Consider the following 25,567-nt stretch of genomic DNA (forward strand, 5'->3'; position numbering starts at 1 on the left):
GGTTTGAGATGACCTGGTCGATCATCGCCCGCGACAGCGCCACCGGCCAGCTCGGCATCGCCGTCGCGACGCGGTTCTTCGCGGTCGGCGCGCTGGTGCCGCACATCGCACCCGGCATCGGCGCGGTGGCGACACAGGCGCTGGTCAATCCCTATTACGGCATCGACGGCCTCGCATTGCTACGCGGCGGCAACAGCCCGCATGAGGTGATCGCGGCGCTGATTGCGCCCGACAGCGGCCGTGAGAGCCGGCAGCTCCATGTCATGGACGCCAGCGGCCGCATCGCGGCGCATTCCGGCAAGGACTGCATCGATTGGTTCGGCCATATCGCCGGCGACCGGTTCTCGATCGCCGGCAACATGCTGGCCGGACCCGCGGTGCTCGACGAGACCGCGCGCGTTTATGCCGAGAACGAGAAGCTGCCGTTCGCAGAGCGGCTGATCAAAGCGATGTTCGCCGGCGAAGCGGCCGGCGGCGACAACCGCGGCAAGCAATCCGCTGCTCTCTTAATTCACGGCGCGGAGGAATGGCCATTGCTCGACCTGCGCGTCGACGACCACGCCGATCCCCTTCACGAGCTTGAGCGGCTGGAAGCCGTCAGCCGTGAGCACTGGGTGCCGTTCCGGAGCTTCATGCCGACCCGCGGCAACCCGGCCGGAACCAGCGATCGCGCCAAAATCGACGCCGGCATCGCAGCGGCAACCACGAGCCGCGAATGACGGCAGGCCCGCTGATCGAGATCGAGGGCCTGCGCGTCACCTTCCAGGGCGATGACGGCCGCAAGACGCATGCCGTCGACAGCGTCGATCTTTCCGTCGCCAACGGCGCCACGCTCGGCCTGGTCGGCGAGTCCGGCTGCGGCAAGAGCGTGACCTCGCTCGCGATCATGGGGCTGCTGCCGAAACAATCCGCCGCGGTCTCCGGCGCAATCCGCTTCGACGGTTTCGACCTGCTCGACGTACCGGATGCGACGCTGCGCGACCTGCGCGGCAATCGCCTTGCGATGATCTTCCAGGAGCCAATGACCTCACTCAACCCGAGCTTCACCATCGGCGACCAGATCATCGAGACCATCTTGCGCCACCGCGGCGGTTCCCGGCGCGCGGCGCGCGAACGCACCATCGAGCTGCTGCGCCGCGTCCACATCCCCTCGCCCGAGAAACGCATCGACGAGTTTCCGCACAAGCTGTCCGGCGGCATGCGCCAGCGCGTGATGATCGCGATGGCGCTGGCCTGCGATCCGCAGCTTCTGATCGCCGACGAGCCGACCACCGCGCTCGACGTCACCCTGCAGGCGCAGATCCTCGATCTGATGCGGGAGCTGAAGGCCGCGAGCGGCGCCGCGATCATCCTGATCACCCACGACCTCGGCGTCGTCGCCGAAGTCTGCGACGAGGTCGCGGTGATGTATGCCGGCGAAATCGTCGAGCGCGCGCCGGTCGACGAACTGTTTGCCAATCCGCAGCATCCCTACACGGTCGGCCTGCTCGGCTCGATCCCGCGGCTCGACCGCCGCACCAGCCATCTCGCCACCATCGAGGGCATGGTGCCGAACATGGCAGACCCGCCCGCCGGCTGCCGCTTCGCCGCGCGCTGTCCGTTCGTGGAACTTGCCTGCACCCGATCGCCGCCGCCGCTCGCGATGCTGAGCGCGACCCACGCCTCGCGCTGTATCCGCGCGCCGCTGGAGCGGCTGGTGTCATGACCGCGCTGCTCGAGGTCGAAGGGCTGGTGAAGCATTTCGTCGCCGAACGCTCGCTGCTCGGCCGGCCGACCGCCCATGTGAAGGCGGTCGACGGCGTCAGCTTCACGGTGGAGGCCGGCAAGACGCTGGCACTGGTCGGCGAATCCGGCTGCGGCAAATCCACCGTCAGCCGGCTGGTGCTGCGGCTGATCGAGCCGGACGCCGGACGTATCCGCTTCGAAGGCCGCGACCTCGGCACACTCAACGCCGAGCAGCTGCGCGCATTCCGCCGCGACGCGCAGCTGATCTTCCAGGACCCCTACGCCTCGCTCAACCCGCGCATGACGGTGAGCCAGATCCTGACCGAGCCGCTGGCACTGCATAATCTCGTCCCGGCCGCGGACCGCCGCGCACGCGTCGAGGAGCTGTTGCGTCTGGTCGGGCTCGAGCCGCGCTTTGCGCGCCGCTATCCGCACGAATTCTCCGGCGGCCAGCGCCAGCGCATCGCGATTGCCCGCGCGCTCGCGGTCGAGCCGAAGCTGATCATCTGCGACGAGCCGGTGTCGGCGCTCGACGTCTCGATCCGTTCCCAGATCCTGAATTTGCTGCGCGACCTGCAGGATCGCCTGAAGCTTGCCTACATCTTCGTCTCGCACGATCTGGCCGTGGTGAAGCACATCGCGGACCGCGTCGCGGTGATGAATCTCGGCACCATCGTCGAGACCGCAGATGCACAGGCGCTGTTCGCGGCCCCGCGCCATCCCTATAGCCGCGCGCTGTTGTCGGCGATCCCGGTGCCGAAGCCGCGCGCCAGACGCAGCCGCATCGTGCTCGAGGGCGAGCTGCCGAGCGCGCTCAATCCGCCGTCCGGCTGCCGCTTCCATACCCGCTGTCCCTATGTGATCGCGCGCTGCCGCAGCGAGGTTCCGCAATTGCGCGAAGATGGCACCGGATATGCAACGGCCTGTCACCGGAGAGGCGAGTTGCCCGGCGCGGAGGCAATCGTGCCCTCCGATGGCGGGTTCTCGCCGACACTGGAAAAGCTGGTGGCGGCGTTCAATGCGGCGGAAGTCTCGGGGCGGCCCGGGGTTATTTCACAGGGAACAAAGGCGTAGGGAATAAGGGGTTGGCGATGAGATTTTGGCGCTTGGCGGTCCTGATGGCGGCCCTCGTGACTTGGTGCGGAACGAGCGCGCGTGCCGAGACGACCCTTCGCATCGGGCTCGCCGAGGACCCCGACATCCTCGATCCTTCAATCGGACGCACCTATGTCGGCCGCATCGTCTTTTCAGCCTTCTGCGACAAGCTGTTCGACATTGACGAGAAGCTGAACATCGTTCCGCAGCTCGCGCTGTCCTACGAGAACTCGACTGACGGCAAGGAGATGACGATCAAGCTCCGGCCGGGCGTCAAGTTCCACGACGGCGAGCCGTTCGACGCCGAAGCCGCCAAATTCTCGCTGGAGCGCCATCTGACGCTGCCGACCTCGTTTCGCAAACCGGAATTGGCTGCGCTGGACCACGTCGACGTCGTTGATCCCCTGACCATCAAGCTGGTGCTCAAGACGCCCTACTCGCCGCTGATCGCCCAGTTGACCGACCGCGCCGGCATGATGGTTTCGCCGAAGGCGGTGAAGGAAGCGGGCGACAAATTCGGCCTGCATCCAGTCTGCGCCGGACCCTACAAGTTCGTCGAACGCGTGCAGCAGGACCGCATGGTGTTCGAGAAATTCGGGGATTACTGGAACAAGGACAACGTCTTCATCGATCGCATCGTGTTCCTTCCCATCGTCGATGCCACGGTGCGGCTCGCCAATCTGAAATCCGGCGGGCTCGATCTGATCGAGCGCGTGCTCGCCACCGATATCAAGGACGTCCGAGCCGACAAGCGGCTCGTGCTGTCGACCGCACCTGAACTCGGCTATCTCGGCCTCACCATCAACATCGGCAACGACAAGAGCAAGGGGCCGCTCAGCCAGTCGGAAAAGGTGCGCCAGGCGCTCGATCTGTCGATTGACCGCGAGGCGCTCAACCAGGTCGTCTTCAACGGCGAGTTCACGCCGGGCAATCAGTGGGTCAGCCCGACGCATCCTTACTATCAGAAGGCGTTTCCGGTTCGGGGACGCGACATTGCCAAGGCCAAGGCGCTGCTGAAGGAGGCCGGCGTCACGCTGCCCGTCGCCATCGACTACATGGTCCCCAAGGGCGCCGAGAACGAAGCCGTAGCCCAGGTCGTGCAGTCGATGGCGGCCGAAGCAGGCTTTGACATCAAGATCCGCGTGGTCGAATTTGCGACGACTTTCAAGCAGGCCCAGGCCGGCGAATTTCAGGTGTTTCAGATCAACTGGAGCGGCCGGATCGATCCTGACGGCAATTCCTATGTCTTCCTGCACACCAAGGCGCCGCAGAACGATGGCGGCTATTCCAGCGCGGAAGCCGACAAGCTGATGGAAGATGCGCGGCTGATCAACGATCCCGCCCAGCGCAAGGCGATCTACGAGAAGATGACCGGGATCGTGCTCAACGACGAGCCGATCATCTATCTCTATCACCGCACACTCCTGATCGCGCACTCCACCAAGGTCGAGGGTTACCGGCAGATGCCGGACGGATTGGTGCGCGTGGTCGGGCTGAAATTGAAATGATCGCCACAGCGCAGGACACGCGGGGCCGACAATGCTGAACTTCCTCGCCAAGCGGCTGGTTCAGCTGGTCCCGACGCTGTTCTTCGTCTCGCTCCTGATCTTCTCGCTGCAACATTTGCTGCCCGGCGATCCGGCACTCGTCATGGCCGGCGAGGAGCGCGACCCGGCCGTCATCGAACAGATCCGCCAGCAATACCATTTGGATCAACCGATCCCGGTACAATACGCCTATTGGGTCAAGGGCGTGCTCATGGGCGATCTCGGCGAGTCGCTGCGCAACAAGATGCCGGTGTCGAGCCTGATCGCGCAGAAGCTGCCGGTCACGACGCAAATCGCCGGCATGGCGATCGTGGTGGCGTTCCTGATCGGCATTCCCGCCGGCATCATCTCGGCGGTGAAGATCGGCACGGCGTGGGACTACGGCGCCAATTTGTTCGCGCTGTGGGGTATCTCGACGCCAAATTTCTGGCTCGGCATCATGCTGATCTTCCTGTTCTCCGTCGAACTTGGCTGGCTGCCAGCCTCCGGCTACGTGCCGCTCAGCGAAAACTGGCGCGCGAGCCTCGCCGCATCCGTCATGCCGGCCTTCGTGCTCGGCAATGCGATCGCGGCGATCCTGATGCGGCATACGCGAAGCGCGATGCTGCAGGTGCTGGAGAGCGACTATGTCCGCACCGCGCGGGCGAAGGGCCTGTCCGAGCGCACGGTGATCCTCAAGCATGCGATGCGCAACGCGCTGACACCGATCATCACGCTCGGCGCGCTCGAGCTCGGCACGCTGCTGTCGGGTGCGGTGCTCACCGAGCAGATCTTCTCGATCCCGGGCTTCGGCAAGCTGATCGTCGATGCCGTGTTCAACCGCGACTATGCCGTCGTGCAGGGCGTGGTGCTGACCACGGCGACGATCTACATCACGCTCAATCTGATCGCTGACATCGCCTACATCCTCGTCAACCCGCGGCTGAGGGGCTGATCGGATGACCGACGCCGCACTCAGCCCCCTCGCTCCGCTTGCCGCCACTGAGGCGCTCGAGAGCCCGGCGCGGCGCGCCTGGCGGCGGCTGATCCGGCGCAAGGGTGCCGTGCTCGGGCTCGCCGTGATCGCGCTCTTTGTCCTGCTCGCCGGGTTTGCGCCGCTGATCGTGCCCTATGATCCGGTCGCGACGAGCTGGTCGCTGGTACGCAAGGCGCCGTCGGCGCAGCACTGGTTCGGCACCGACGAACTCGGTCGCGACGTGTTCGCCCGCGTCGTGTTCGGCGCCCGCGCCTCGCTGCTTGCCGGCGTCATCTCGGTCGGCATCGCGCTTGCGATCGGCGTGCCGCTCGGCCTCGTCGCCGGCTATCGCGGCGGCTTCATCGACGCGCTGATCAGCCGCATCACCGATGCCATGCTGGCTTGTCCGTTCCTGATCCTGGCGATCGCGCTCGCAGCGTTCCTCGGCCCGAGTCTGAGCAATGCCATGATCGCGATCGGCGTCTCGGCGACCCCGATCTTCATCCGCCTGACCCGCGGCCAGGTGATGAGCGTCAAGGTCGAGGATTATGTCGAGGCGGCGCGCGCCATGGGCAATCCGCGCTGGCGCATCGCGCTGGTCCACATCCTGCCGAACATCCTGCCAGCGCTGCTGGTGCAGGCGACGCTGTCGATTGCGGCCGCGATCATCGCCGAGGCCGCGCTGTCGTTCCTCGGCCTCGGCCAGCAGCCGCCGGCGCCGTCCTGGGGCAGCATGCTCAACGCCGCGCAACGCTTCCTGACCAGCGCGCCCTGGATGGCGGTCTGGCCGGGACTTGCGATCTTCCTGGTCGTGCTGTCGTTCAATTTGGTCGGCGACGGCCTGCGCGATGCGCTCGATCCGAAGGCGCGGTGACATATCGGTCAAATCTCAACTCTGGGATGCACGGTTTGTTTACGCGATGCGCCGACCTTCGCGGCGCCGACCGGCATTTCCGTTCGAGGTTCTCATGCGGTTGTTCCTTGCATTACTCTTGATCTGCGGGTCGATCGCGCTGGCGCACGGGGCTTCACTCGACCGTCCGAAGGACAGCCAAATCGCGCGAAACGAGCCGTGCCGGGTACGGGTTGCCAGCGCTCGGCGTCCGAAGCCAGCAACGCTCATCCGAATGAGCCGCCGCAGCGCACTCTACATCATCCGACACGTTCACAAGGCCTGCCGAATCCTCGCCGGCGCAGATGCAGATCGTTCGCGATCTGACTCAATTCGCGCCGATCTCTACAGGAGCTTTGTCCGCCCGATCTACAGGGTTCATCCGAGTGTCGCGGCCGCCTCGTTGAGGCCTTTTACGCCAAGGGCGTTGCATGCAACGTCGCAAGATATTGGGCGATCAACTGCGGAACGACTGAACACCGAGTTCGCGCGATTGCAGAGAGACATATCCGAGCTCGGCCAGGATGCGGTTCGGCAATCCGCCGACGAGAAGACAGCCAAGGCAGAGCTTGAGATATTCCTCGATGCCACGGCCGAACTCGCATTCGCCGGCCACATCGCATTCGAGGCCTACCCTGACCTGTTTGCAAAATCGCTCGATGATGTTCCGGCTCAGCCCCGTACGGCCGAGTCAGACGCTGGTTTTCGCAAGGCGGCTCCGCCCATCGGCTCCGTCAAGCTGAGCGATGCTGCGCTAATCCTAATACAATCGTTCATGCAAGAGGTTCATCGCTCGTCGAGACGCGATCAGGTCGCGGTCATCTTCTGGGCACATGATCGGCAGTCAAAGGGTCCTGGCGACGTGGCATGGTCCAGCCAGGGTTCCGGCTGGACGCTGGGCTCGTACGAGAAAACGCAAATTCCACCTGACGTCATCGACACCGTTCGAGACGTCGAGATCGTGTTCAGCGCCGAAGACCCCTCGGCGCTCGCAGGCAAGACAATTGATGCGACCAAGCAGAAGTTGTTCGTTCGCGACTGAACTTAGGCAAGCGCATCCGCCTAAATCACCACCTCGCGCAGCACCCTGCGGCAATCCATCTCGTATTCAAGATCGACCACCGGCGGGCGGCAGAAGTGCCAGGTCAGGCCGTAGCGGGTGGCGCCGCGGCGGACCAGCTCGTCGACGAGCACCGGATGGATGTCGTGCACGGTGTAGGCCTGCACCGCCGTCGTCTCCTGCCAGCCGAAGCTGAACTCCGCCAGACGGCGCTCCATCTCGCCGGCGGTGAAGCGGACCTTCTCCCGCCACGCGCCGGGACTGAGATCGCGATAGCAAACGATGCGGTCCGGATAGCTGGCGGTGCCGCCGCGCGCCTCGGCGCCGCCGGCGATCACGAAGGACGGCGACGTCGTCGTGCTCGGCCGCGTGAACGAGAACGCATGGAACGACGGCTCGGCTGGCGGATCGATCTCGGGACAGACGTTGCTGCGCGCCACCGGATTGATGCCGTCGAACAGGCCCCATTCGGCGAGCGTCTTGACGTAATGCTGGTTGAAGGCGCGGAAGCCGTCCTCGGTGAAGGCGGCCGGCGAACGCAATTCGCAGGCGCAGAACGCGGTCAGCGGCCGGCCGGCGTCGCGGATGTAGGCCGCGATCCGCGCAAAGCCTTCCGCGAGCGGCTGCAGGCGATCGAAGCGCACCCGCTCGATCTCATAGCTCGCGTTGGCCTGCGCGCCGCTCGAATATTGGAACACGGCCGGAATGAACCGGTAGTTGCCCGCCGCAAACTCGCTCGCCATGCCTGTTTCCTCCGGATTTCCTGAGGCGAGTATTTTCTGCCCGCCATCGGCAAAGCCTATCACGAGACAAAGAAAAGGCGGCAGTGGCTTTCGCCAGTGCCGCCTTCTCTGCGAGCATGAGCTTGGAGGGCTCAGGTCGGTTTCAGCGCGCCGCCGCGCCGGTCGAGCTCGTAGTCGGCGATCTGCTTGGCACGATCGGAACGGGCCGCAGCCTGGTGGTCGGTCGCAATCACCGTGTAGACCATCGGTAGCACGAACAACGTGAACAGCGTGCCGATCGTCATACCGGCCACGACCACAAGCCCGATCGAGAAGCGGCTGGCGGCACCGGCGCCCGAGGCCGTGAGCAGCGGCAGCAGGCCGGTGACCATGGCAGCCGTCGTCATCAGGATCGGACGCAGGCGGATCCGAGCGGCCATCTCGATCGCCGCGCGGCGGTCCAGTCCCTCGTTGAGCTGCAACTCGTTGGCGAACTCCACCATCAGGATGCCGTGCTTGGTGATCAGTCCGACCAGCGTCAGCAGGCCCACCTGGGTGTAGATGTTCATAGTGGCGACGCCGAAGAACAGCGGGATCAAGGCGCCGACGATCGCCATCGGCACCGAGATCATGATCACGAACGGATCGCGCAGGCTCTCGAACTGCGCCGCCAGCACCAGGAAGATGATGATGATGGCGAACGCGAAGGTGACCAGCAGCTGGTTGCCTTCGTGGACGTATTGCCGTGAGTCGGCCAGGAAGTCGTAGCTGAAGCCGGACGGCAGCTTCTTGGCTTCACCCTGCAGGAACTCCACCGCCTGGCCCATCGAGACGCCGGGCATCGGCACGGCCTGGAAGGTCGACGAGTTGAGCTGGTTGTAGTGGGTCAGCGCGTTGGGATCGACGCCGGTCTCGACCGAAACCACGGTCGACAGCCGCACCAGCTGCCCGGTCGCGGTGGGAACGTAGTAATCGTTGAATGCCTCGGGCGCGAGCCGGCTGGCGCGCGGCACCTGCGGGATCACCTGGTAGGAGCGTCCTTCCAGATTGAAGCGGTTGACATAGTTGCCGCCGAGCAGCGTCGCCAGGGCGCCGCCGATCGACTGCATGGTGATGCCGAGATCGCTCGCCTTCGAGCGATCGACCTTCACCCGGACCACCGGCTGGTTGAAGTCGAGGTCGCTGTCGGTGACGATGAACAGGCCGCTCTTGCGCGCCGCATCCTTCAGCTTGTTCATCTGGTCGAACACCTGCTGGAATCCGGCCGTCGAAGAGATCACCATCTGCACCGGCAGACCGCCGGGGCCGCCGGGCAGCGGCGGCAGGCTGAACGCGAACGCGCTGATGCCCTCGATCTTGGACAGCTCGGCCTGAACCAGCGGCTGCAGCGCCTGCGCGCTGCGCTTGCGCTCATCCCACGGCTTGAGCAGCATGCCGGCGAAGCCGCCCTGCGGACCGGTGATGCCGTTCAGGATGAACCGCAGGTCGGTCTCGGGAAACTTCTGGAACTCCTTGTCCATCTTGTCGCCGTAGAAATCGATGTAGTCGATGTTGGCGTATTTCGGCGCCTTGGTCACCGCGAACACGATGCCCTGATCCTCCTGCGGCGCCAGCTCCTTCTGGATGTGCATATAGAGGAAGCCGACCAGACCGAGGATGGTCACGGCGAACAGCGCCGTGATCGGGCGGTAGTCGAGCGAACGGTCGAGCTGGCGGCCATAGGCCCGCGTCAACCCGCCGAACACGCGATTGACCAGCCTGGCGAAACGCCCCTCCTCCGCGCTCTTGAGGAACACCGAGCACATCATCGGCGACAGCGTCAGCGCGATCACGCCCGACACGATCACCGAGCCGGCCAGCGTGAAGGCGAATTCGCGGAACAGCGTGCCGGTCACGCCGCCGAGGAAGCCGATCGGCGCGTACACCGCCGCCAGCGTGATCGTCATGGAGATGACGGGACCGACGATCTCGCGGGCACCCTTCAGCGATGCCTGCACCGGTGGCAGGCCCTCCTCGAGATGTCGATGGATGTTCTCCACGACAACGATCGCGTCGTCGACCACGAGGCCGATCGCCAGCACCATCGCCAGCAGCGTCAGCAGGTTGAAGCTGAAGCCGGCGGCCAGCATCAGGATGCAGACGCCGATCAGCGACAGCGGGATGGTGACGACGGGAATGATCACCGACCGCAGCGAGGCCAGGAACAGGAAGATGACGACGACGACGATCAGGACCGCTTCGGTGAGCGTCTTCTCGACCTCGTCGATCGACGATTGAATGAACTTGGTGGAATCGTAGGCCACCTTCATCTTCATCGACGGCGGTAGGTTGCGCTCGAGGTCGGGGAACAGCGCACGCACGCCCTTCACCAGGGTCAGCGGGTTGCCCTGCGGCGTCGCCTTGATGCCGATGAAGATCGCGTGCTCGCCATTGAAGGCGACGCTGGCGTCCGTGCTCTGCGCCGCGAGCTCCACCGTCGCGATGTCCTCGATGCGCACGAAGCCGCCGTCCTTCGCCTTCACGATCATCCGCTTGAACTGATCGATGTTCTGAAGGTCGGTATTGGCCGAGACGTTGGAGACGATGAAGAATCCCTTGGTCTGGCCGGCGGCGGCCTGGAAGTTGTTGGCCGCGATCGCGGCGGCGACGTCGTTGGGCGACACGCCGCGTCCGGCCATGCGGGTCGGATCGAGCCAGACGCGCATCGCAAAGGTCTGGCCGCCAAGGATGTCGGCCGACGCGACGCCATCGACCGTCGAGAGCACCGGCTGCACGACGCGGGTCAGGTAGTCGGAGATCGACGATCCGGTCAGCTCTTCGCTGGAGAAGCCGAGATACATCACGGCGATGGTGTCACCGGTCGCCTTGGTCACGACGGGATCGAAGGCTTCCTTCGGGATCAAATATTTGACCGAGTTGACCTTGGCGAGCACCTCGGTCAGCGCTTGGTTCGGATCGTGGTTGAGCTTGACGTAAACCTGAATCGTCGAGGTGCCGAGCACCGAGTTCGACGTCATGTAGTCGACGCCTTCGGCCGACGCGACGGCCTGCTCGATCGGCGTGGTGATGAAGCCGTTGATCAGCTCGGGCGACGCACCGGGGTATGACGTGGTGATCGTCACGACAGTGTTCGAAAGATTCGGATATTGCCGGATTGGCAAAACCATCGCCGCGCGCAGGCCGATCAGCAGGATCAGCAGGCTGACGACGACCGACAGCACCGGGCGCTTGATGAAAATATCAGTGAAGGCCATCGCCAACTCGATTCGTGTTCTGCCGGCTTGCGGCAAGATGTGGCGGAGGGCCAATGGCCCTCCGAGTTCGATGAATGAAGATCAGTAGCGCGGCGGTTCGGCCGGAACCGGCGGCGGCGGATCGGTCGAGATCGCAACCGCCATGCCCGACTGCAGCTTGATCTGGCCGACGGCGACGACCTTGTCGCCCGCCTTCAGTCCCTTGAGGATCTCGACACGGCCCTCGACGCGGTTGCCCGTCTTCACGAAGGTGCGGTCCGCAGTCAGGGTGGTCTTGCCGTCGTCGCCCTTCTTCTCGGTGATCAGGAACACCGAGTCGCCGTACAGCGTGTAGTCGACCGCGGTTTCCGGAATCGTCACGACCGGCGGCTTCCCGGGCAGCACGATCGTGGTGGTCGCGAACATGCCGGGCTTGAGGATGCTGTCCGGATTCTGGATCGTGGCCTGAACCCGGATGTTGCGGGTGTCGGTCGCGATCTGCGGCTCGATGGTCGTGATCTTGCCCTCGAAGGTGCGGCCCGGATAGGCGTCGACCGAGACCCGTACGGCCTGGCCGACCTTGATCTGCGAGCTCTGCTTCTCGGTGACGGTCAGGTTGGCGTACAGCACCGACAGATCGGTCAGCGACACGATCTGGGTGCCGGCCGTCAGGTACTGGCCGACTTCGACCTGGCGCACGCCGAGATCGCCTTCGAACGGTGCGCGCACCAGCTTCTGCGAGATCAGCGCTTCGGTCTTGGCAATGCCCGCCTTGGCCTGGTCGTAGGCAGCCTGCGCGGTGTCGACGGTCGATTGCGGACCGAACTGGCGCGATGCGAGCTGCTTGGCGCGGTCGAGTTGCAGCTCGCCGACGGTCGCCTGCGCCTTGTAGTTGGCGAGGTCGCCCTGCTCCGGTGCGTCGAACAACTGCACCAGCGGCGTGCCGGCCTTTACATGGCTGCCGGCGGTGAACAGGATCTCGGTGATGCGGCCCGGCACGTCGGTCGTGACGTTGACCTGGTGCACGGCGACGAGATCGCCGACGGCGGTCAGCAGGTTCGGAATCACCTCGGTCTTCGCCTCGACGGCCGACACATTCGCCGGCGGCGGCTTATTGTTGGCAAAGAACTGCGCGATCATGTGGCTGCGGAAGGCATTGAAGCCGACCAGCGCACCGACGAGCAGGGCCAGCAACAGGCCCACGATGATGAACCAGCGCACCATGCGGACGGGACGCTTGGCTTGCTTCTCCTTGATCGGTTGCCCCGAGATGTGGCTTTCGGTCTGAATATTCATGTCATGCACTTTCTGCAGTTACCGACGGTCCTGCGATCGGCGACGGCTGGCGGCCCAAATGAGTTGAAATTGCGGCTTCGGTAAGTCCGATGCCGCGAAGGATGAATTGGCAAAGCTGCCGCTCGGCCGCGGCGGCATCACCGTAGGGGAGGCATGGTGTCGCAGGCAGCTGCGTCAGCGCACCCATCAGCACGGTATGGTGCGCAAACCAGAACAGGTTGAGCGGCGCGTCGCCGATCTTCGTGGCCTCGCCGGCGGCGATCGCCCGCTCGAGCGAGGCGGCGAAGGTCGGACCGATCAGCTTGCCGACCTTGTCGTAGAGCAGGCGCGCAAACTCGCCGTCGTCGAGATGGCTCGTCACCATCAGCCGCATCCGCTGCGCCTCTTCCTGGTCCGGCGCATTACGCAACTGCATGAAGTGACCGACCATGCCTTGCACCAGTTCGACCAGCGTCGCGGTCGAGGGCTCCTGCCCGAGCAGATGCGCGAGATCGGGATCCGCCTCGCACTCTTCGGCAAGGATCTCGGCATAGAGCGCCGCCTTGGACGGGAAGTGCTTGAACAGCAGCCCTTCCGAAATGGCAGCCGCGGCCGCCACGCTCTTTGTCGTGGTGCCGGCAAAGCCGTTGCGGGCGAAACACCGCTTGGCGGCGCTCAGGATCAACTGACGCCGCAAGTCACTCGTCATGCGTAAGGTAGACATTTGGGTCGTGAGTAATCACTCACTTTACCAAAAGTCAAGGTTCTATTGCACCGCGAAAGCCACTTTAAATAGGAGTGTGGCCGATCGACCCTCTGATGCGGTTCACGAGGTAGGTGCCGTCGCGGCTGGACAGCACGCGCTCCAGATTGGCCCCGTCGATCTTGGCGCTGGCGAACCGCGGCCCCGCCGTAACGTCTTGCAAAGACAAGGCAAAAGCTTCGACCTCAGCCATGGTGCTGATCGCCCGGCTATCCCCGATTCCGCAGGCTTTGGCAACACCCACGAGGTCGGCGGTTCCGCCGGTGTGGCTGGCCTGGCCGCCGGTCTCGCCATAGGCCTCATTGTCCAGCACGATGATCGAGAGATTTTTGGGCTGCTGCAGGCCGACGGTGGCGAGGCTTCCCATCCCCATCAGCATCTCGCCGTCACCGGTGATCACGACGACCGGCAGCGTCGGCTGGGCCAGCGCGAGGCCGAGCCCGATCATCACGGCGCCGCCCATGCCGCCCCAGAGATAGAAATTGCGGTCGTGGTCGCCGGCGGCGGCGATGTCATAGGTCGAGGCGCCGAGGCCGCCGACGGCAAAGGCGCCCTTGCGATCCTTCAGCAGTTCGGCAACGACGGCACGGCGGTCGAGGAGATTGGCTTTGCTCATTTGGTGAAGACCTTTGCCCCGATCAGGCGCTGCGACAGCAGGACGGCGGTCGGCGTGCAGGCGTTATAGGCCTGCGCTGCGCCGGCCTCGACGACTTCGCGGACCTCTTCAGGGTGCGAGGCGCGCAGCACCTTGATCCCGGACAATTCGAGAATCCCCTGCGTGTTCGAGCCCATCGGCACTTGCCAGGGATTGAACTCGCCCCATTCGCCGCGCATCGTCACCAGCGTGAGGAACGGCAAGCGGAAGATCTGAACCAGCGACAGCATGTTGATGCAATTGCCGACCCCGCTCGACTGCATCAGCAGCACGCCGCGCTGGCCGCCGGCCCAGGCGCCCGCGAGCAGCGCCACGCCCTCTTCCTCGGCGGTCAGGGCGATGCCGCGCATCGAGGACGACCCCAGCACCCGCTCGATCAGCTCTGAATGGCCGGCGTCCGGCACGTAGGGCACCTGACGCACCTCGAAGCGCTGCAATATCGAGAAGATCTCCTCGGGCCAGGAGGCCGCAGTGTCGGCACGGGCATGCATTGGCGTTTCCGGTCTTGTTGTTTGGTCGCGACTGTAGAGGGGCGCGCGCGCTTCATCAAAGCGCAAAACCGCATATCGCTCTGCGCTTTGCTCGCACCACGCGACGCCCGGCGCGCTGTTCCCGGCGCCTGGCAAATTGTGTTGCGCGGCCGCCGCCCGCGGCTTACGATAGTTGCAAATGAAACTAATTGGGTTGGATGCGCCATGAACGGACACGCGCGCGAGCTGGCTGACAGCTTCGACCTCGAGAAGCTGGCGCCGGAGTTCTACGCCGACCCCTACCCAACCTATCGCGCGTTGCGCGAGAACACGCCGGTCAAGCGGCTGCCGAACGGCTGCTATTTTCTCACCCGCTACGACGACCTCATCGCCGCCTACAAGAACACCAAGGTGTTCTCCTCCGACAAGAAGAAGGAGTTCTTGCCGAAATACGGCAACTCGCTGCTCTACGAGCATCACACGACCAGCCTCGTCTTCAACGATCCGCCGGCGCATACCCGCGTGCGGCGGCTGATCATGGGCGCGTTGTCGCCGCGGGCGATCGCCGGCATGGAGCCTGACCTGATCGCGCTGGTCGACAGCCTGCTCGACCGGATCGAGACCCGCGACCGCTTCGAGCTGATCGGCGACTTCGCCTCGGCAATTCCGGTCGAGGTGATCGGCAATCTGCTCGACGTGCCGCACGACGAACGCCAGCCGCTGCGCGACTGGTCGCTGGCGATCCTGGGCGCGCTGGAGCCGGTGATCGGCAAGGACGCGTTCGACCGCGGCAACAATGCGGTGAAGGATTTTCTCGCCTATCTCGAAACCCTGGTTGAACGCCGCCGCGCCAGACCGGGCAATCCCGAACGCGACGTGCTGACAAGGCTGATCCAGGGTGAGGATAGTGGCGAGCGGCTGACCGCGAAGGAATTGCTGCACAATTGCATCTTCCTGCTCAACGCCGGCCATGAGACCACGACCAATCTGATCGGCAACGGGCTGGTGACGCTCACCCAAAATCCGGATCAGAAGCAACGACTGATCGCGCACCCCGAGCTGATCAAGACCGGTGTCGAGGAGATGCTGCGCTATGAAAGCTCGAACCAGCTCGGCAACCGCATGATCGTGGAAGAGACCGAGCTCGGCGGCATCAAGATGCCGGCGGGCACGCTGGTCACGCTGTGCATCGGCGCGGCCAACCGCGACCCCGCGCAATTCCCCAATCCTGAAGGCTTCGACGTCGCGCGTACGCCGAACCGCCACCTTGCGTTCGGCACCGGCGCGCATCAATGCGCCGGCATGGCGCTGGCGCGCCTCGAAGGCGCCATCGCGATATCGCGGTTCCTTGAACGCTTCCCGAACTACGCGCTCGACGGCGAGCCGGTGCGCGGCGGGCGGGTGCGCTTCCGCGGCTTCCTCAGCGTGCCCTGCAGCATCAGCGCCTAAGACGACACATTGTCGCCTGCGAATTTGGCCGGCGACACACTTCCCTGTGGAGGAACTGATGCCCAAATCAACTGCAGGCACGATTTGATGTAATCTCTCGTGCGCTGCAGCGGGAGTGACGCATGATGAATGCATCGGTCACTGATTTCCTCGCAACCGAAGCGCAGTTCGGCACCTACAATTATGAGCCGATCGGGGTCGTGCTGTCCCGCGGCGAAGGCGTCTGGGTCTGGGATACCGATGGCAACCGGTATCTCGACTGTCTGTCCGCCTATTCGGCGGTGAGCCAGGGCCACTGCCATCCGAAGATCCTCGCAGCAATGATCGAGCAGGCGCATCGGCTGACGCTGACCTCGCGTGCCTTCCACAACGACCAGCTCGCTCCCTTCTACCGCGAGCTCGCGGAACTGACCGGCTCGCACAAGGTGCTGCCGATGAACAGCGGCGCCGAGGCGGTGGAGAGTGCGATCAAGTCGGTGCGCAAATGGGCCTATGAGGTCAAGGGCGTGCCGGACGGGCAGGCCGAGATCATCGTCTGCGCCAATAATTTCCACGGACGCACGCTCGGCATCGTCGGCTTCTCGACCGACCCCGGTTCGCGCGACCATTTCGGCCCGTTCGCGCCGGGCTTCAACATCATCCCGTTCGGCGATGCCGCCGCGCTCGAGCAGGCGATCACGCCGAACACCGCGGCCTTCCTGGTCGAGCCGATCCAGGGCGAGGCCGGCGTCGTGATTCCTCCGCCTGGCTATTTCACACGCGTGCGCGAGCTGTGCACCGCGCACAATGTGATGCTCGTGCTCGACGAGATCCAGACCGGGCTCGGCCGCACCGGCAAGCTGCTCGCCGAGCAGCACGAAGGGATCGAAGCCGACGTGACGCTGCTCGGCAAGGCGCTGTCGGGCGGCTTCTATCCGGTGTCGGCGGTGCTTTCCAACAACGCCGTGCTCGGCACCTTGCGGCCCGGCCAGCACGGCTCGACCTTCGGCGGCAATCCGCTGGCCTGCGCGGTGGCGCGGGCGGCGCTGCGCGTGCTGATCGACGAGGGAATGATCGAGAACGCGGCGCAACAAGGCGCGCGCTTTCTCGCCGGATTGCAGGACATCCGCGCCAACGTGATCCGCGAGGTGCGCGGGCGCGGGCTGATGCTGGCGATTGAGCTGCACCCCGAAGCCGGCGGCGCCCGCCGCTACTGTCTGGCGCTGCAGGCGCGCGGCATCCTCACCAAGGACACCCATGAACACACCATCCGGATTGCTCCGCCGCTGGTGATCACGGGCGATCAGGTCGACTGGGCGACGGAGCGGATCGCGGCGACCCTCACGCAGGACGTCTCCTGACGGTTCCCGCGCCGGAAGACCGTAACGCCGGCCGTTGCCACAACGAACGAATCCGACGTCAGTGCGTTAAAGCACTGCGGGCGACCGTTGAAAGGAGAGAGCTACGCTCATGCTTTCCCGTCGCGCTTTGTTTGTTGTCTTTTCGATTGCCAGCTCGATGCTCGTGGCGAACGGCGGCGCGTCAGCCCAGCCACACGGAAAGGGTCCACCGGCGGCAAGGCCGGCTGCACCGGCCGCAATGGCGCGTCCCGCCGCGCCGATGGTACACGCCGCCCCTCCCGCAATGGCCAGGCCGCCCGCAATGGCGCGCCCACCCGCGATCGCACGGCCTGCAGCACCCGCGTTCCACGCCCCGCAGCGACCGGCGATGGCGCCGCGCCCGGCACCGCATTTCGCCGCCCCGTCGGTGCGCCAAGCCCCCCATATCGCAGCGCCGCGTGTCGCAGCGCCACGCCCCGAATTCCGTCGAGGAGCACCGCAGCGTCAGGCCCCGCATATCGCGGCGCCATCACGCCCAAGCCCACCGTCGCGCTCGAGCGAGCGGCCGTCGCCGACGGAGCGCGTTCAACGGCGCGCGCAGCAGCAGCAGCAAATGATCCAGCAACGCCAGCAGGCGGCGCAGCAGCGGCAGCGTGACGCGCTCACGCGCCAGACCACCGAGCGGCAGACCCGGATCGATCGCCTGCAGCAACGCGTGCAGCAATTGCAGTCGCAAAAGGTCCAAGGCGCACGCGCGCAGCGCGTCCATGACCGTGCCCTGCAGGCGCAGAACCGCCTGTTGCAGCGCGAGCAGCGTGCGCAGCAGGCCGATGTTGCCCGCCAGCAGCGATTGGCGCCCGCAGCGACGGTTGGCGCCGCGGTCGCGACCACCGCCGCGACGCAGGCGGCTCAGCGCGAGCGATTTGCCGCGCACTTCCGCGAGCAGGCAAGTGCGCAAGGCCAAGCAGGGCTTGCGGCGCGCCAAGGCGGCTGGGCGCCCCGGCATGCCTGGCGGCGCGGCAGCCGCGCGGCCTTCGTGGCGTGGCTTGGGCCGGTGTTCTGGCCCTACGCCTATTCGGACATCTTTGACTACACATTCTGGTCCTATGCCTACGAGCCCGGCTATTGGGCCTACGCCTATGACGACTTCGTCGACACCGTGTTCTGGGACACCAACACTCCGTACTCCGCCTATGCCAGCATCAACCCTGGCGACTATCGGGCGACCACGGGCCGCGATCGGTCCCGTCAACGCAGCGACACGAGCCCGCAGGCAATCAGGCAGCTCTGCGGCCAGCCGGACAAGGGCGTCACGGCCTGGCCGCTTGCCGACATCGCGCGGGCGGTACGGCCGGACCAGCAGCAGCGCGCGTTGCTCGACGAGTTGAAGACATCAGCGGCAAAGGCCGCCGATATCTTCAAGGACTCCTGTTCGGACAGCTATGCCATGACGCCAACCGGCCGCTTGCGGTCGATGCAAAACCGCATCAGCGCGACACTCGAGGCGATCAAGATCGTGCGGCCGGCGCTGGAGAATTTCTACAGTTCGCTCAGCGACGAGCAACAGGCCCGCTTCAATGCGCTCGGTCCACATGTCGGCGAGCGTTCGGCGCAACAGCAGGAGGCGGCCGCGCAAACCGGCAACTGCGGCGATTCGAAATCCGATCTGGCCCGGCTGCCGATCAACCGGATCGCGGCCTCGCTTCATCCGGCGGGCAAACAAAAGGAAGCGCTCGACCGCCTGGGCGATGCAACCACAAAAGCCATCGCGGATCTGCAGGCGGCCTGCCCGAACGACGTGCCGCTGACGCCAGTCGGCCGGTTGGAGGCGATGCAGCACCGGCTCGAGGCCATGCAGAAGGCCGCGAAGCTGATCGAGCCTGCACTGGACGAGTTCTATGCGTTGCTGAGCAGCGAGCAGAAAGCCCGCTTCAACACGCTGCAGCAGATCGCGAGCCCCTGAGACGGCCGGCGAGCGATCCGGATCGCCGGGTGCGCCACAGAATGCAAGTCCCCCATCTTGCCTTTGCGGCCGGCGCGCAGCAATCTCTGTCACCGACATCCTGATGCGATGCCGAATGACGGGGCGGGAATGAAGCGCGGCTGGATGAGCACTGGCGAGCTACGCGAGCGCTGGGGCGATTCCTTATTGACGGTGCTCACCATCCTGCTCGTGGTCATGATTTTCGTGGTGGCGCCGTTGCAGGCGCTGGGCCTGTTCGGATTCCAGATTTTTGAACTCCTGCTCGCGCTGGTCCTGGTCGGCGGCGTCTTCCTGATGTCAGGCAGCGCGCTGGCGGTCGTCACGATGCTTGTCGCGCTCGTCATGATCGTCATGGGCGGAATCCTGAGACTGCGCTCACCTTCAATTGTCGATCTCAACCTGTTCGCCGCATCCTGGCTGCTCGTCGGCCTCACCATGGCCGTGACGGTGGCGCGTGCGACGTTCGCGCCAGGCCGCGTCACCTATCACCGTGTGATCGGCGCGGTCCTGCTCTATCTCACGGTCGCCGTGATCTTCGCGGCGCTCTACACCTTTGTCGGCACGCTGAGGCCCGACGCATTTCCCGGCATGAAGGTGGAAGACAGCCCGACGCTGGCGAGCCGCGTCCTCTATTTCAGCTTCGCCACGCTCACGACGACAGGTTATGGCGACGTCGCCCCGCTGCATCCAATCGCGCGGAGTCTGTGCAATCTCGAGGCGATCTTCGGTCAGCTCTATCCGGCAACGCTGCTGGCGCGGCTCGTCACGCTGGAGATCGAGCACCGCAACGAGGAGTCCTGAGCACGAAGCAGGCAAGCAGCGCAGCGTCCACCTGACGGCGTCCTAGACCACCGTCCGGTGCCGCTCGATGCAGGTTCGCAGCACCTCGTCCAGCGGACGGCCCCACCAGTCGTTCGAGAAGATCTCGATCTCCGAATACCCGGCAAAGCCCTGCGCCTCGACGGCGGCGCGCACCGATCTGACGTCGATGACGCCGTCGCCCATCATGCCGCGGTCGTTGAGGATGTCCCTGGTCGGTACCAGCCAGTCGCAGACGTGGAACGCAAGCAGGCGATCCTGGCCGGCGCGCGCGATCTGGGTCATCAGCTCCGGATCCCACCAGATGTGATAGACGTCGAGCGCGACGCCGATCGCGCCGGTTCTGCCGGGATCGAGCGCGTCGCAGATATCGAGCGCATGCTTTGTGGTGTTCACGCAGGCGCGGTCGGCGGCATAGGCCGGATGCAGCGGCTCGATCGCGAGCGGCAGCTTTGCCTGCTTCGCATAATCCAGCATCTCGGCGATGCCGTCGTGCACCTGATGGCGCGCGGCCGCGATGTCCTTCGAAGCCGCGCTGCCCGGCCGCGAATATTGCGGCAGGCCGCCGACCACCAGCACGATGCAGGAAGCGCCGAGTGCCGCCGCCTCGTCGACCGCGCGGCGGTTGTCGTCGCGCGCCTCGCTGCGATGCGCACCATCTGCCGTGAACATGCCGCCGCGGCAATAGCCCGACAGATCGAGCCCGGCATCCTTGACCGCACGGACGGCGCGATCGAGGCCGACCGCTGCGACCTGGTCGCGCCAGGGATCGATGGCGCGGATACCATGGCGCGCGCAGGCCTCCACGATGGCGATGAGATCGCCCTGCTTGCGAACCGTCGCCGTGTTCAGCGACAGCCAGCGGTGGTCATTGGAGAAGTCGCGCATCAGGCGTCGATGCCGCGGGTGGCCAGGATCGTCGCCATCCGCCGCGTCGCGGCCTCCGGATTGGCGAGCAGACCTGCCTTGTCGGCGAGCCGGAACAGCTCGGCAAGATGCAAGGTGGAGCGCGCACTCTCCTGCCCGCCGACCATGGTGAAGTGATCCTGGTGTCCGTTGAGATAGGCCATGAACACGATGCCGGTCTTGTAGAAGCGCGTCGGTGCCTTGAAGATGTGGCGCGACAGCGGCACCGTGGGCCCGAGCACATCGTGGAAGCCGGCCTCATCGCCCGCGGCGAGCCGCGACAGCGCATAGGACGCCGCCGGGGCGATGGCATCGAAGATGCCGAGCAGCGCGTGAGAAAACCCCTTGTCGTCGCCGGCGATCAGTTCGGCATAGTTGAAGTCGTCGCCGGTGTACATCTTCACGCGCGGATCGAGCCGGCGCCGCATGTCGATCTCGCGCTGCTTGTCGAGCAGCGAGACCTTGACGCCATCGACTTTGGCCGCATTGGCATTGATGATCGCAACCGCCGTATCCATCGCCTTGTCGAGATCGGCCGTGCCCCAGTAACCCGATAGCGCCGGATCGAACATATCGCCGAGCCAGTGGATGATCACGGGCTCACGGACCTGCGACAGCACGCGGTCGTAGACCCTGGCGTAATCCTCCGCGCTCTTGCCGAGCTTCGCCAAGGCGCGCGAGGCCATCAGAATGATGCGACCGCCGGCCTTCTCCACCGCCGCGATCTGCTCCTCATAGGCTGATATGACGTCGTCGATCGACCTGGCGTCCTCGACCGCGAGATGGTCGGTGCCGGCGCCGGAGAACACCAGCGCGTTGCCTTTGGCCTTCGCCGCCCTCACCGAGCGCTGGATCAGTTCGAGCGAGGTCGCCCAGTCCAGCCCCATGCCGCGCTGCGCGGTGTCCATGGCTTCGGCGACGCCGAGGCCGAGGTCCCAGACGTGCTCACGAAACGCGATCGTCTTGTCCCAGTCGATCGCCGTCGCCAGCCAGGGATCGACGTCGGCGCGCGGATCGGCCACCACATGCGCGGCCGAGAATGCGACACGATTGAGCGTACCCTCGAGCTTCGCCGGAAAGGTCCGCGACGCCGCCAGGCGATAGGTCTCGAGGCCGCCATCGGCGGTCGGCAGCTTCAGCGACAGCGATGATTTGGTCAGGGCGGGCTTGGGCAGGACTGGCTTGTTCATGGCAAGGTCCTTTCTCAGACCGATATCGGGGCGACGTCGATCCAGCGCCGCTCCTTCCAGCTCTTCAGCGCGCATTCGGCGAGCTGCACGCCCTTGGCGCCTTCCAGCAGCGTATATTTGTAGGGCGCATCCTCGCAGACATGGCGGATGAACATCTCCCACTGCTCCTTGAAGCCGTTGTCGTACACGACGTTTTCGGGCAGCTTCTGCCAGTCGGCATAGAAATCATGCATCCGCTTTTCGTCCGGATTCCATACCGGCCGCGGTGTCGCCTGACGTGCCTGGATCACGCAGTCGGTGAGGCCCGCCACCGCCGAGCCATGGGTGCCGTCGACCTGGAAGGTGACGAGGTCGTCGCGGTAGACGCGCGTCACCCAGCTCATGTTGATGTGGGCGATGACGCCGCCCTTCAGGCGGAAGGTGGCGTAGGCGGAATCATCGGCGGTCGCCTGGTATTTCTTGCCCTTCTCGTCATAGCGCTCGGGGATGTCAGTCGTGCCGAGACAGGTCACGCTCTCGACTTCGCCGAACAGATTGTCGAGCACGTAGCGCCAGTGGCAGACCATGTCGAGGATGATGCCGCCGCCGTCCTCGGCGCGGTAATTCCACGACGGCCGCTGCGCCTCCTGCCAACCGCCCTCGAACACCCAGTAGCCGAACTCGCCGCGCACCGAGAGCATGCGGCCGAAGAAACCGGAGTCGCGCAGGAAAGCGAGCTTCTTCAGGCCCGGCAGGAACAGCTTGTCCTGCACGGTGCCATGCTTGAGGCCCTTGGCATTGGCGAGCTTCACGACCGCAACGGCCTCCTCGAGATTGGTCGCGATCGGCTTCTCGCAATAGACATGCTTGCCGGCATTGATCGCCTTGGTCAGCAGCGAGGGCCGCGCCTGCGTGGTGGCGGCGTCGAAGAACACGGAGTCGCCCTTTTCCGCGAGCGCGCGATCGAGATCGGTGGTGTGACGTTCGATGTTGTAGCACTTTGCCAACGCGCCGACCTTCTCGGCGTCGCGGCCGACCAGGATCGGATCGGGCATGACGCGGTCGCCGTTCGCGAGCAGCACGCCGCCCTGCTCGCGGATCGCGACGATCGAGCGAATCAGGTGCTGGTTGAGCCCCATCCGGCCGGTGACGCCGTTCATGATCAGGCCGAGGCGCTTGGTCGTCATACTGTCTGCTCCTGCGAAACGCGTGGTGTTGGCCGCCGCAGCGGCTGCATGGTGGACCAGTCCGGATGAACCGAACTGGCAAAGCCCGATGCGGCGGCGATCGATCCGGTCAGCAGATCGCCGTCATGGATCGCGAGGCGGACCTTGCCGCCCGCGCGCGTGTAGAGATCGGGATGCGCGGTGAGGAAGGCGTCGGCCTCGTCAGCCGGGGTGTCGGCAAAGCCATCGACATAATGATGCCCGTTGCGCTCGGCATGGGTGACGCCGATCAGCGCGCCGAGCGCAAGGTCCTGCTGCACGCCGAGCCCGGCCTGGCAGGTCAGGTCCTCGCCGCTGATGAAATAGCCGCCGCTCTCAGCGCTCCACGCCGCGGCGCGGGTGGCGTTGACGATCGACTTATAGATGCCCTTGCACGATTTCGAGGAGATGCCGCGATAGCCGAGCGCCCGCGCCCGCGGGAATGCATCATAGGAATCGTCGGCCTCGTCGATGATGAAGCCGTGCGTCGCCAGCTTCCCGAGTGGCGAGGCTCTTGTGATATCGCGCGGCATCGGCTGCTCGATATAGAGCAGGTTTGCCCTGATCGGCTGCAGCGCCGCGTCATGATCGAGCCGGTCGACCAGCGCGCGCAGCGCGGCAAGGTCGGCATATTGCTCGTTGGCGTCGAGCGTGATCTTGGTTGCGTAGGGCAGCTTCGCGAGCTCGCTGCCGATCCGCGCCAGCCGCGCCGCGTCATGCGCGGGATCGCCGCTCAGCTTGAGCTTGAAATAGCGCGCACCTGCGTTCTCGTTGCGGTCGGCAACGCCGCCCTCGCCTTCAACCTTGTCGTCCATTCCGACCGTGTGCCTGACGGCGACACGCTCGAGCCGTTTGCGCGCCGACAGGAACCGCATGATCGCCGCGTCTTCTAGATCAGGCGTCAGCCGCGCGTCGATGCCGGCGATATTGCCGGCCATGCCGTCGAAGAAATTCGCACCGGCCGCGCGCAGCAGCGCATCCAGGATTCCCTTGTCGATCTCGGCCGGGCCGAAGCCGGCGGCAAGTGGAGGGATGTCTTCCGCGGCGCAGGCCGCGACCTGCGGGCCGATACGTTCGGCATGGAGGCCGAACGCGGTCTCAAAACCCCTGTTCGCAAGATAGAGCTCGCGTGCAATCGCAAGCGAGCGGCGCAGGCCGTCGAGCGACTGCGCTTCGGTCAGATGCGGCCGCTTGTCGAACCATTTCGGCGCCAGCATCTCGGCGCCGGCGCCGGTGGCGCGGCCCCTGCCTTCCACCTCGATCTCGACCCGCGCGAACATCTGCGTCGATGTGGTGATCGTCACCGCGCCGAAGCGGAACGGCCTGGCGAACACCAGCGGCCGTTCGAAGAACGCGATATCGTTGACTTTGAGGCGAAGCGACATTGAAGGCTCGGATGTTAGTCCAGCGACCCCTGTGTGAAGAAATGCTTCCGGATCCGCTGCACCAGTTCGTTGAAGACAGGATCGGACATCGTCTCGAGCGAGCGCGGCCGCGGCATCGGCACGTCGTAGATCGCGGCGATCGCGCCGGGCCGCTCGGTCATCACGAGCACGCGGTCGGCGAGGAACACGGCCTCGGGAATCGAGTGCGTGATCAGCAGCACCGTCTTGCCGGTCTCGCGCTGGATCCGCATCAATTCGACATTCATCCGCTCGCGCGTCATGGCGTCGAGCGCGCCGAACGGCTCGTCCATCAGCATGATCTTGGGGTCGTGCACCAGCGCGCGGCAGATCGAGGCGCGTTGCTGCATGCCGCCGGACAGCTGCCAGGGCAGCTTCTTCTCGAAACCTTCGAGGCCGACCAGCTTCAGCAGGTCCTTGGCGCGGGCAAGATATTTGTCCCGCGGCAGCTGCTTCATGTCGATCGGCAGCATCACGTTGGAGAGGATGTTGCGCCACGGCAGCAGCAGCGCGTTCTGGAACACGATGCCGACATTGCCGTGCGGCCTGGTCACCGGCTCGCCGTCGACCAGCACTTCGCCCGTCGTCGGCGGCAGCAGGCCCGAGATCATCTTGAGCAGCGTGGACTTGCCGCAGCCAGAGGGCCCGACCACGACGAAGAACTCGCCGTCATTGATGGTGAAGTCGAGCGGCCGCAGCGACGGCACATCGCCGTCGCGCGAGCGGTAAGTCTTCGACACGCCGGAGAGTTTGATGCCCGGCGCGGCGCCAACCGCGCGGTCAGAGACCAGGCGCAGATGCGCGGCGGGCTGCTCGACATGGGTTGGTTTGGTCGCGGGGTTCATCGCAGCTTTTTCCCCCCGTCGTCCCTGCGAAAGCAGGGACCCATACGCCGCGGCTTCTCGTTCGCGCACGCGGGGA

The 25,567-nt window shown here is 65.2% G+C and carries 23 protein-coding genes; 11 read left to right on the forward strand and 12 right to left on the reverse strand.

Annotation, left to right across the window (positions count from 1 at the left end; genetic code table 11):
* The first annotated feature begins 8 nt into the window (after nt 1-8).
* From E2I15_RS10050 to E2I15_RS10080, 7 genes are all read left to right on the forward strand, one after another.
* The gene (locus E2I15_RS10050) at nt 9-719 is read left to right on the forward strand and encodes a DUF1028 domain-containing protein (RefSeq protein ID WP_137477035.1); all 711 of its coding nucleotides are present in this window, start codon (nt 9-11) and stop codon (nt 717-719) included.
* Complete coding sequence (locus E2I15_RS10055) at nt 716-1,705, forward strand: ABC transporter ATP-binding protein (RefSeq protein WP_137477036.1); 990 nt, start codon at nt 716-718, stop codon at nt 1,703-1,705. Before E2I15_RS10050 ends, E2I15_RS10055 begins: the two co-directional genes overlap by 4 nt.
* Nucleotides 1,702-2,799: an ABC transporter ATP-binding protein gene (locus tag E2I15_RS10060; protein WP_137477037.1), complete on the forward strand. Its 1,098-nt coding sequence runs from the start codon at nt 1,702-1,704 to the stop codon at nt 2,797-2,799. Before E2I15_RS10055 ends, E2I15_RS10060 begins: the two co-directional genes overlap by 4 nt.
* A 17-nt stretch (nt 2,800-2,816) precedes the next feature.
* Nucleotides 2,817-4,328, forward strand: coding sequence for an ABC transporter substrate-binding protein (locus E2I15_RS10065; RefSeq protein WP_137477038.1), 1,512 nt, complete (start codon nt 2,817-2,819; stop codon nt 4,326-4,328).
* Between the two features lie 31 nt (nt 4,329-4,359).
* The gene (locus E2I15_RS10070; protein WP_137477039.1) at nt 4,360-5,301 is read left to right on the forward strand and encodes an ABC transporter permease; all 942 of its coding nucleotides are present in this window, start codon (nt 4,360-4,362) and stop codon (nt 5,299-5,301) included.
* A 4-nt stretch (nt 5,302-5,305) separates the two neighbouring features.
* Nucleotides 5,306-6,196, forward strand: coding sequence for an ABC transporter permease (locus tag E2I15_RS10075; protein ID WP_137477040.1), 891 nt, complete (start codon nt 5,306-5,308; stop codon nt 6,194-6,196).
* Nucleotides 6,197-6,290: 94 nt separating this feature from the next.
* Complete coding sequence (locus E2I15_RS10080) at nt 6,291-7,256, forward strand: hypothetical protein (RefSeq protein ID WP_137477041.1); 966 nt, start codon at nt 6,291-6,293, stop codon at nt 7,254-7,256.
* A 20-nt stretch (nt 7,257-7,276) separates the two neighbouring features.
* Here the strand turns inward: E2I15_RS10080 and cnbZ are convergent, their stop codons facing one another.
* The 6 genes from cnbZ to E2I15_RS10110 form a co-directional block, all read right to left on the reverse strand.
* Nucleotides 7,277-8,017, reverse strand: coding sequence for a 2-amino-5-chloromuconate deaminase CnbZ (cnbZ, locus tag E2I15_RS10085; protein WP_137477042.1), 741 nt, complete (start codon nt 8,015-8,017; stop codon nt 7,277-7,279).
* A gap of 131 nt (nt 8,018-8,148) precedes the next feature.
* Nucleotides 8,149-11,250: a multidrug efflux RND transporter permease subunit gene (locus tag E2I15_RS10090; RefSeq protein ID WP_137477043.1), complete on the reverse strand. Its 3,102-nt coding sequence runs from the start codon at nt 11,248-11,250 to the stop codon at nt 8,149-8,151.
* A gap of 81 nt (nt 11,251-11,331) precedes the next feature.
* Complete coding sequence (locus E2I15_RS10095) at nt 11,332-12,525, reverse strand: efflux RND transporter periplasmic adaptor subunit (RefSeq protein ID WP_016842923.1); 1,194 nt, start codon at nt 12,523-12,525, stop codon at nt 11,332-11,334.
* A gap of 1 nt (nt 12,526) precedes the next feature.
* Nucleotides 12,527-13,228 carry a TetR/AcrR family transcriptional regulator gene (locus E2I15_RS10100; protein ID WP_137477044.1) on the reverse strand — a complete coding sequence of 234 codons (702 nt, stop codon included), beginning with the start codon at nt 13,226-13,228 and terminating at the stop codon, nt 12,527-12,529.
* 64 nt (nt 13,229-13,292) lie between these two features.
* Nucleotides 13,293-13,883, reverse strand: coding sequence for a thiamine pyrophosphate-dependent enzyme (locus tag E2I15_RS10105; RefSeq protein WP_137477045.1), 591 nt, complete (start codon nt 13,881-13,883; stop codon nt 13,293-13,295).
* Complete coding sequence (locus tag E2I15_RS10110; RefSeq protein WP_137477046.1) at nt 13,880-14,413, reverse strand: thiamine pyrophosphate-binding protein; 534 nt, start codon at nt 14,411-14,413, stop codon at nt 13,880-13,882. The genes E2I15_RS10105 and E2I15_RS10110 overlap by 4 nt, the downstream gene beginning before the upstream one ends.
* Nucleotides 14,414-14,617: 204 nt before the next feature.
* On the opposite strand from E2I15_RS10110, the gene E2I15_RS10115 reads away from it, so the two are divergent.
* Together E2I15_RS10115 and rocD are read left to right on the forward strand one after the other, a co-directional pair.
* Nucleotides 14,618-15,841 (forward strand): cytochrome P450, encoded by a 1,224-nt coding sequence (locus tag E2I15_RS10115; protein WP_137477047.1) that lies wholly within the window; start codon nt 14,618-14,620, stop codon nt 15,839-15,841.
* A gap of 125 nt (nt 15,842-15,966) precedes the next feature.
* Nucleotides 15,967-17,181 (forward strand): ornithine--oxo-acid transaminase, encoded by a 1,215-nt coding sequence (rocD, locus tag E2I15_RS10120; RefSeq protein WP_137477338.1) that lies wholly within the window; start codon nt 15,967-15,969, stop codon nt 17,179-17,181.
* A gap of 508 nt (nt 17,182-17,689) precedes the next feature.
* On the opposite strand, the gene E2I15_RS39175 is transcribed toward rocD, so the two are convergent.
* Nucleotides 17,690-18,145, reverse strand: coding sequence for a hypothetical protein (locus tag E2I15_RS39175; RefSeq protein WP_246667929.1), 456 nt, complete (start codon nt 18,143-18,145; stop codon nt 17,690-17,692).
* A gap of 51 nt (nt 18,146-18,196) precedes the next feature.
* Between E2I15_RS39175 and E2I15_RS39700 the strand changes: the two genes are divergently transcribed.
* Together E2I15_RS39700 and E2I15_RS10130 are read left to right on the forward strand one after the other, a co-directional pair.
* The gene (locus tag E2I15_RS39700) at nt 18,197-19,123 is read left to right on the forward strand and encodes a Spy/CpxP family protein refolding chaperone (RefSeq protein WP_246667930.1); all 927 of its coding nucleotides are present in this window, start codon (nt 18,197-18,199) and stop codon (nt 19,121-19,123) included.
* Nucleotides 19,124-19,252: 129 nt separating this feature from the next.
* Complete coding sequence (locus E2I15_RS10130) at nt 19,253-19,945, forward strand: potassium channel family protein (protein ID WP_137477049.1); 693 nt, start codon at nt 19,253-19,255, stop codon at nt 19,943-19,945.
* Nucleotides 19,946-19,987: 42 nt separating this feature from the next.
* Here E2I15_RS10130 and E2I15_RS10135 read toward each other — a convergent pair whose 3' ends face one another.
* The 5 genes from E2I15_RS10135 to E2I15_RS10155 are packed head-to-tail and all read right to left on the reverse strand — an operon-like array spanning nt 19,988 to nt 25,491.
* Complete coding sequence (locus tag E2I15_RS10135) at nt 19,988-20,851, reverse strand: sugar phosphate isomerase/epimerase family protein (RefSeq protein ID WP_137477050.1); 864 nt, start codon at nt 20,849-20,851, stop codon at nt 19,988-19,990.
* Nucleotides 20,851-22,059 carry a dihydrodipicolinate synthase family protein gene (locus E2I15_RS10140; protein WP_137477051.1) on the reverse strand — a complete coding sequence of 403 codons (1,209 nt, stop codon included), beginning with the start codon at nt 22,057-22,059 and terminating at the stop codon, nt 20,851-20,853. The genes E2I15_RS10135 and E2I15_RS10140 overlap by 1 nt, the downstream gene beginning before the upstream one ends.
* A 14-nt stretch (nt 22,060-22,073) precedes the next feature.
* Complete coding sequence (locus E2I15_RS10145) at nt 22,074-23,225, reverse strand: Gfo/Idh/MocA family protein (RefSeq protein WP_137477052.1); 1,152 nt, start codon at nt 23,223-23,225, stop codon at nt 22,074-22,076.
* Nucleotides 23,222-24,628: a hypothetical protein gene (locus tag E2I15_RS10150; protein ID WP_137477053.1), complete on the reverse strand. Its 1,407-nt coding sequence runs from the start codon at nt 24,626-24,628 to the stop codon at nt 23,222-23,224. The genes E2I15_RS10145 and E2I15_RS10150 overlap by 4 nt, the downstream gene beginning before the upstream one ends.
* A 14-nt stretch (nt 24,629-24,642) precedes the next feature.
* On the reverse strand, nt 24,643-25,491 hold the full coding sequence (locus tag E2I15_RS10155; RefSeq protein WP_137477054.1) for an ABC transporter ATP-binding protein: 849 nt from the start codon (nt 25,489-25,491) through the stop codon (nt 24,643-24,645).
* Nucleotides 25,492-25,567 lie beyond the last annotated feature (76 nt).

The sequence above is a fragment of the Bradyrhizobium sp. BR2003 genome (assembly GCF_009720285.1).
In the GTDB taxonomy this organism is placed as follows: domain Bacteria; phylum Pseudomonadota; class Alphaproteobacteria; order Rhizobiales; family Xanthobacteraceae; genus Bradyrhizobium; species Bradyrhizobium elkanii.